The organism is Mycobacterium sp., assembly GCF_049683355.1.
Classification (GTDB): domain Bacteria; phylum Actinomycetota; class Actinomycetes; order Mycobacteriales; family Mycobacteriaceae; genus Mycobacterium.
Genome location: NZ_JBAUJB010000279.1, coordinates 1 through 6,086, shown reverse-complemented (window position 1 = coordinate 6,086; position 6,086 = coordinate 1). Strand labels below are relative to the sequence as shown.

4 protein-coding genes are annotated in these 6,086 nt (G+C 69.4%); all 4 read right to left on the bottom strand.

The genetic code is table 11. The annotated features are described in order from the left end of the window. Positions 1-555 (bottom strand): DUF222 domain-containing protein (locus WA944_RS16525; RefSeq protein WP_526647145.1); only part of this gene is annotated, 555 nt, incomplete at its 3' end. A 72-nt stretch (positions 556-627) separates the two neighbouring features. Further along, positions 628-900 (bottom strand): hypothetical protein, encoded by a 273-nt coding sequence (locus WA944_RS16520; protein ID WP_526647144.1) that lies wholly within the window; start codon positions 898-900, stop codon positions 628-630. Between the two features lie 176 nt (positions 901-1,076). Next, positions 1,077-1,829, bottom strand: coding sequence for an endonuclease VIII Nei2 (gene nei2 / locus WA944_RS16515; protein WP_526608734.1), 753 nt, complete (start codon positions 1,827-1,829; stop codon positions 1,077-1,079). Next, positions 1,829-6,086: ATP-dependent helicase (locus tag WA944_RS16510; protein ID WP_526647143.1), on the bottom strand; the 4,258-nt coding region annotated here is incomplete at its 5' end. The genes WA944_RS16510 and nei2, both read right to left, overlap by 1 nt.

Below are 6,086 nucleotides of genomic sequence, written 5' to 3'. Positions count from 1 at the left end.
GAGCAGGAACAACCGCAGCGCGGCGGTGTCCTTGAGATCCTTGGGTCCCACACCCACCGCGACCCGCACCAAATCGACCTCGAACTGCCCACGGGTCGCGGCGTCGACGAACCCCGGCAGCCGGTTGACCGCATTGCGGATCACCGCGACATGCTCGGCGTTGATCAGTCCCAGGGCTCGGGCGGCGGCGGTCGCGGGCAGTGCTGCGGGCAGGGACTCTCCGGTCACCGTGCGCCGCGGCGCCAACACCGCCGCCTCGCCGAGGCGGCGGCTGGCTTCGCCGTGGGAGATCCGCCACCGGATCGCCAGCACGTCCTTCCAGGATTTGGCGCCCAGCTGCTGCGGGGTCGCCTCGACCTGCAACCGGGCCAACATCCGATCCCGCAACCCCGGCAACTGACATGTCAGCGTCTCCAACTCATCCAACGAATCGACCAACTCCGCACGGGTCAACACGTCGAGATCGCAGGCGGCCACCGCATCAAAAGCAGCCCGCAACGCGGACACCGCCTCCTGCAATACCGTCCCCGTACCCGACATACCTCGAACATACATTCGACCACCGACAAATCTCCGAGCTCGGGTAGACATCATCACCGCCGACATGGTCCGCGACGTCTTCGGAGTTCAAGCCACCATCATCACTGACCCCGCCTGCGCTAGCTTGTGAGACAACGACGGTGAGTGCTGGGCCGCGTCCCGTTCGGCCACGTAGCCGAGCCAGTCGCGCTTGGAGTATTTCGCCCACCGGGTGGCGGTGATGGGGTCGACCGCTAGCAACTCGGCGAGCACTGCGGCCGCGGCGGCCAGGTGGGCGCACGCGGTATTGCAGCCACCACGCGCTTCGATGCCTGAATTCTCGCTGGCTGGGGGAACCCTGCTTGCTGCTGATCGCGTCATCCCGACAACATCGCAGAGAACACTGCAGGTTCGGGGTCGAACGGAATGACGTTGGCAGCCAGTGAGAGAGAGCCGCTGATCCGGGGCCTCACTGAAGAGCCGCCGGACCACGAAAGTAAGCAGCGATTGAAGTGGTAGCCACCCCTGTGCAGTTGTGGCATTGCATGCAACTTTTTCTATTTCTGGCAGGTGGGGCACCAGTACGTGACCCGCTCACCCCCGCGATCAGTCTCGATCGGCGTGCCGCACCGCCGGCATCCCAGCCCTGCCCGCCCGTACACCCACACGTCCTGGCCGGGGCGGGTGTTGCCGGTGGTCGTGCGGTTCACCCGCATCCGGTTGGCGTACAACATCTGCTGCGACCGCTGCGCCAACCGCAACGGGTCGGACACCTGCGCGACCGCCGTGCCGGGCAGCAGCCCGAAGACAAAACACAGCTCATTGGCGAAGACGTTGCCCACCCCCGCCATCACCCGCTGGTCCAGCAGCGTCTCGGCCAGCGGCCGCGATGGGTCGGCCATCAGGTTCGCGGCCGCAACCGAGGCCGACCAGTCCTCACCGAGCAGATCAGGGCCCAGGTGCGCAACGACGTCCATGTCGGTGGCGCGGTCCAGGACCTCCAGCACGCCGAGGTCGACGCCGGATGCGCGGGAGTCCGCTGTCTGCAACACGATTCGGATCTTGTACGCCGGAGCCCGCACTCGGCCGATGATCCACGCGCCGTCCATCTTCAGGTGTGAGTGGATGCTCGCCGACCCCACGCGGATGAACAGGTGCTTGCCCCGGCTGATCACCTCGTCGACGACCTGCCCGGACAGATCCACCGCGGCGTAGCGGGGGACGCGGACGTCGCAGCCGGTCAACTCCTTGCCCGCCAATGCCTCCCGCAGCTTCGCGGCCGCACGGAACACGGTGTCGCCTTCCGGCATCAGCGCAGCCGCAGCCCGCGGGGTGTCCGGGCGAACCCGGCCTCGGTCAGGGCCACCGCCACCGCTGAGTCGCGGTCCTCCAGGACCGCAACGCCGTCCACCCGCTCGACCAGCAATGCCGGAACCCGTTGCCGGGTGACCAGTTCGGCCAGCGCGACCGCGGCGACACGGTGGGTGTCCGGGTCGGTGGTGAAACTCAGCAGCGACCGGCCGCCACGCTCGATGAACCAGGCCAGCTCACCGTCGACGAGCACCACCAACGCACCGGCCTTGCGGCCGGGCCGGTGGGCCGTATCGGTGTCGCCGCGCGCAGGCCACGACAGCGCGGCGCCGAACGGGTTGGCCGGGTCGGTCGCGGCCAGTGCGACGGCGCGCAGGGCGCCTTGTCGGTCGTCGATGCTGTCGGCGTGGGTGCGCAGCCGGTCGACGGTGCTGGCGGTGGCGAACTGGGCACCGCCGAGGGATTCGACGAAATAACCCCGCTGACACCGCCCGGCTTCTTCCAGCGCGGTGAGCACCTTGTACAGCGAGGCGAAGCCACCGGGGATGTTCTCGGTCGCCACTGCCCCTTTGGTGAGCACGCCGTGACGAGCCAGCAGTTGGTCGGCCTGGAAATGCGCTCGTACGGTGGTGTCCGTCTCGGCGGCCGGCAACACCGACCACCGTCCGGCGACCGTGGGATCCGAGTCGCGGTGTGCGCCCGAGCTGATGCTGTAGCGGCTCAGCCGCGGCGCCCGGCGATGACGGTGCGACGGTGCAGCGGCCCGCCGTGCGCCCCGGGTGCCGGCCAGCAGCGCCCGCACCGGCGCGAACGTGTCACCACCGACATGGCCGGACCAGATCAGTTGCCACAGCGCTTCTTTGAGTGCTGTAGCGCTGACACCATCGACGGCGATCTGCCGGAAGAAGTAGGCGCCGCCGCCACTCAACGCGTCCAGCGCCGCTCGGTGCATATCGGTGAGGTCGGTGTCCGACGGCTGCGCCAACGACAACGGGGCGGTGTCGGCGGAGTGGAACGCCACCCACCCGTCGGCCGACGACAGCGCACCGACACCGGACCACAGCACCTCGCCTGCGGCCAACAGCTCGTCGAGCATGCCGGGCTGGTAGTCGCGCACCCGCTGGCCGAAGATCAGCGGCTCCAACGCCGATGCGGGCACCGGCACCCCGGCGAGCTGATCGATCACCGCGGCCAGTCCGTCGACCCCGGACACGGCTTCGCTTCCCATCAGCTGCCATGCCGGCAGGAAGCGGCCCAACGCGGCGGTGCTCACGGGTTCGATCTGGGCGCGCAATGCGGCCAGCGAGCGTCGGCGCAGGATGCGCAACACCTCGGCGTCGCACCATTGGTCCCCGGAATCGGCTGGTGCATCGATGAACTCGCCGCGCATCAGCTTGCCGTCGGCGGCGAGGCGGCCCAGCACGTCGCCGGCCACCCGCAGCCCGAGGCCGAACCGGGTGGCCGCCTCGACGGTGGTGAACGGTCCCCGGGTGCGCGCGAACCGTGACAGCAGCTCCCCGAGTGGGTCGGCGACGGGTTCGAGGAACGCCATCGGCACCCCCACAGGCACCGCGACCCCGACGCCGTCGCGCAGCCGGCCGATGTCCTCCACCGCCGCCCACCACGTCTGCCCGGCGAACGCCACCGTCACCACGCGCTTGGCCGTCAGCAGCCCCTCCAACCAGCCGCCGACGTCGTCCTGGGTGCACCGCAGGGCGATCTCGTCGGCCGTCAGCGGCCCCAGCAACCGCAACAGATCCGCCACGCCCTCGGCGTCGCGGACAGCGCGCTCGGCGGTGAGATGTTGCAGCTGCCGGTTGGTGTTGGCGACGACGTCGGCGTCGAGCAGCTCCCGCAGTTCGACGCGCCCCAGCAGTTCGGCGAGCAGCTTGGGGTCCAGAGCCAGTGCGGCGGCGCGGCGTTCGGCCAGCGGGCTGTCGCCCTCGTACATGAACGCCCCGACGTAGCCGAACAGCAGCGACGCGGCGAACGGCGACGGTGTCTGCGTCTCGACCTCGAGGATCCGCACCCGCCGCTGGGCCACCCGCGCCATCAACGAGACCAGGGTGGGCACGTCGTAGACGTCCTGCAGGCATTCGCGCACTGCTTCGAGCACGATCGGGAAGTCGGGGTAGCCGCGGGCCACGTCCAGCAGCTGTGCGGCCCGTTGCCGCTGATGCCACAGCGGCGAGCGCTTGCCGGGGTTGCGGCGCGGCAACAGCAGCGCTCGGGCGGCGCACTCGCGAAAGCGCGACGCGAACAGCGCCGAACCGCTGACCTCGGTGGTAACCAGCGGCTCGATCTCGTCGGGGTCGAACACGAAGATGTCGGCGCCGGGAGCGGTGTCGTCGGTGTCGGGCAACCGGACGATGATGCCGTCGTCGGAGGCGGTGGGTTTCTCGTCGATGCTGTAACGCTCGTAGAGCCGTTTGCCGACCGCGAGTGCCAGCGGTCCGTGCACCCGTAGACCGTAGGGGGAGTGCAGGATCACCCGCCAGTCGCCCAGTTCGTCGCGGAAGCGTTCGACGATCAGCGTGGTGTCCGAGGGGACGGCGGAGGTGGCGCTGCGCTGCTCGTCGATCAGCTGCCACAGATTGTCGGTCGCGAACCCGTCAAAACCGACTGTGTGGCAGCGCTGTTCGAATGCGTCTCGGTCCAGCCGCGCCAGCTCGCCGGTGAATTCGCCGATCGCCGCCCCCAGTTCCGCCGGCCGGCCGACGCCGTCGCCGCGCCAGAACGGAAGTCGGGCCGGCTCACCGGGGGCGGGGATGACGAGCACCCGGTCATGGGTGATATCGGTGATCCGCCAGCTCGTCGCACCCAGCGAGATGACGTCGCCGGGACGCGACTCGTACACCATCTCCTCGTCGAGTTCACCGACCCGTGAGGGCTTTTCGGAATCAGCACTGGACGCCAGGTACACGGTGAACAGGCCGCGGTCGGGGATTGCGCCGCCCGAGGTGACGGCCAGCCGTTGCGCTCCGGGCCGGGAGGTGAGGGTGCCGGAGTCACGGTCGTAGACGATGCGGGGACGCAGCTCGGCGAACTCGGTGGACGGGTACTTGCCGGACAGCAGATCCAGCGTCGCCTCGAACGCGCTGCGCGGCAGTGTTGCGAACGGCGCACTGCGGCGCACGGTGTCGAACCAGCGGTCGGCGCTGATGGGTTCGAGCGCGCACGCGGCGACGGTGTGCTGGGCCAGCACGTCGAGAGGGTTGGCGGGCACCCCCATGGTCTCGATCTGACCGGCCAGCATCCGCTGCACGCTCACCGCGCACCCGATCAGATCGGTGCGGTGCTTCGGGAACAACACGCCCTGGCTGATCTCGCCGACCTGGTGACCGGCCCGGCCGACGCGTTGCAACCCACTGGCTACCGACGGCGGCGTCTCGACCTGGATCACCAGATCTACTGAGCCCATATCGATTCCGAGTTCCAGGCTGGAGGTCGCGACGACGGCCTTGAGGCGCCCGGTCTTCAGCGCGTCCTCGACCTCGGCGCGGGCTTCCTTGCTGACCGATCCGTGGTGCGCACGGGCCAGCACCGGCTCGGCGCCGTAGGTCTGCCCGCTGCCCATCAGGTGGGCGGGTGCGCCGCCGGCGACGCCCGGGTTCGGCCCGCCGAGCTCGGTGCCGGTGCGTTCAGCGTGAATCTCGTTGAGGAGTGAGGTCAGCCGCTCGGCGAGCCGGCGGGAGTTGGTGAACACGATCGAGCTGTTGTGCGCTTCGACCAGGTCGACGATGCGTTCCTCGACGTCGGGCCAGATGGAGTTGTTCTCCAGATTGGCCATGTCGGGGACGGGGACCTGCACGGTCAGGTCGAACGTCTTGGCGGCCGGTGGGGCGACGACGGTGGTGGGTGCCGTTCCGGACAGGAACCGCGCCACCTCCTCGGGCGGGCGCACGGTCGCCGACAAGCCGATGCGTTGGGCGGGCTTCTCCAGCAGTTCGTCGAGACGTTCCAGCGACAGCGCCAGGTGCGCGCCGCGCTTGGTGGCCGCGACGGCGTGCACCTCGTCGACGATCACCGTCTGCACCCCCGCCAGCGTCTCGCGGGCGGCCGAGGTCAGCATCAGGAACAGCGACTCAGGGGTGGTGATCAGGATGTCGGGCGGCTTGGTGATCATTTCGCGGCGCCGGTTGGGGGTGGTGTCACCGGAGCGCACGCCGACGCTGATGGTCGGGGGTGGTTGCCCGGTGCGCTCGGCGATGCGCGAGATCCCCGTCAACGGGGTGCGCAGGTTGCGTTCCACGTCC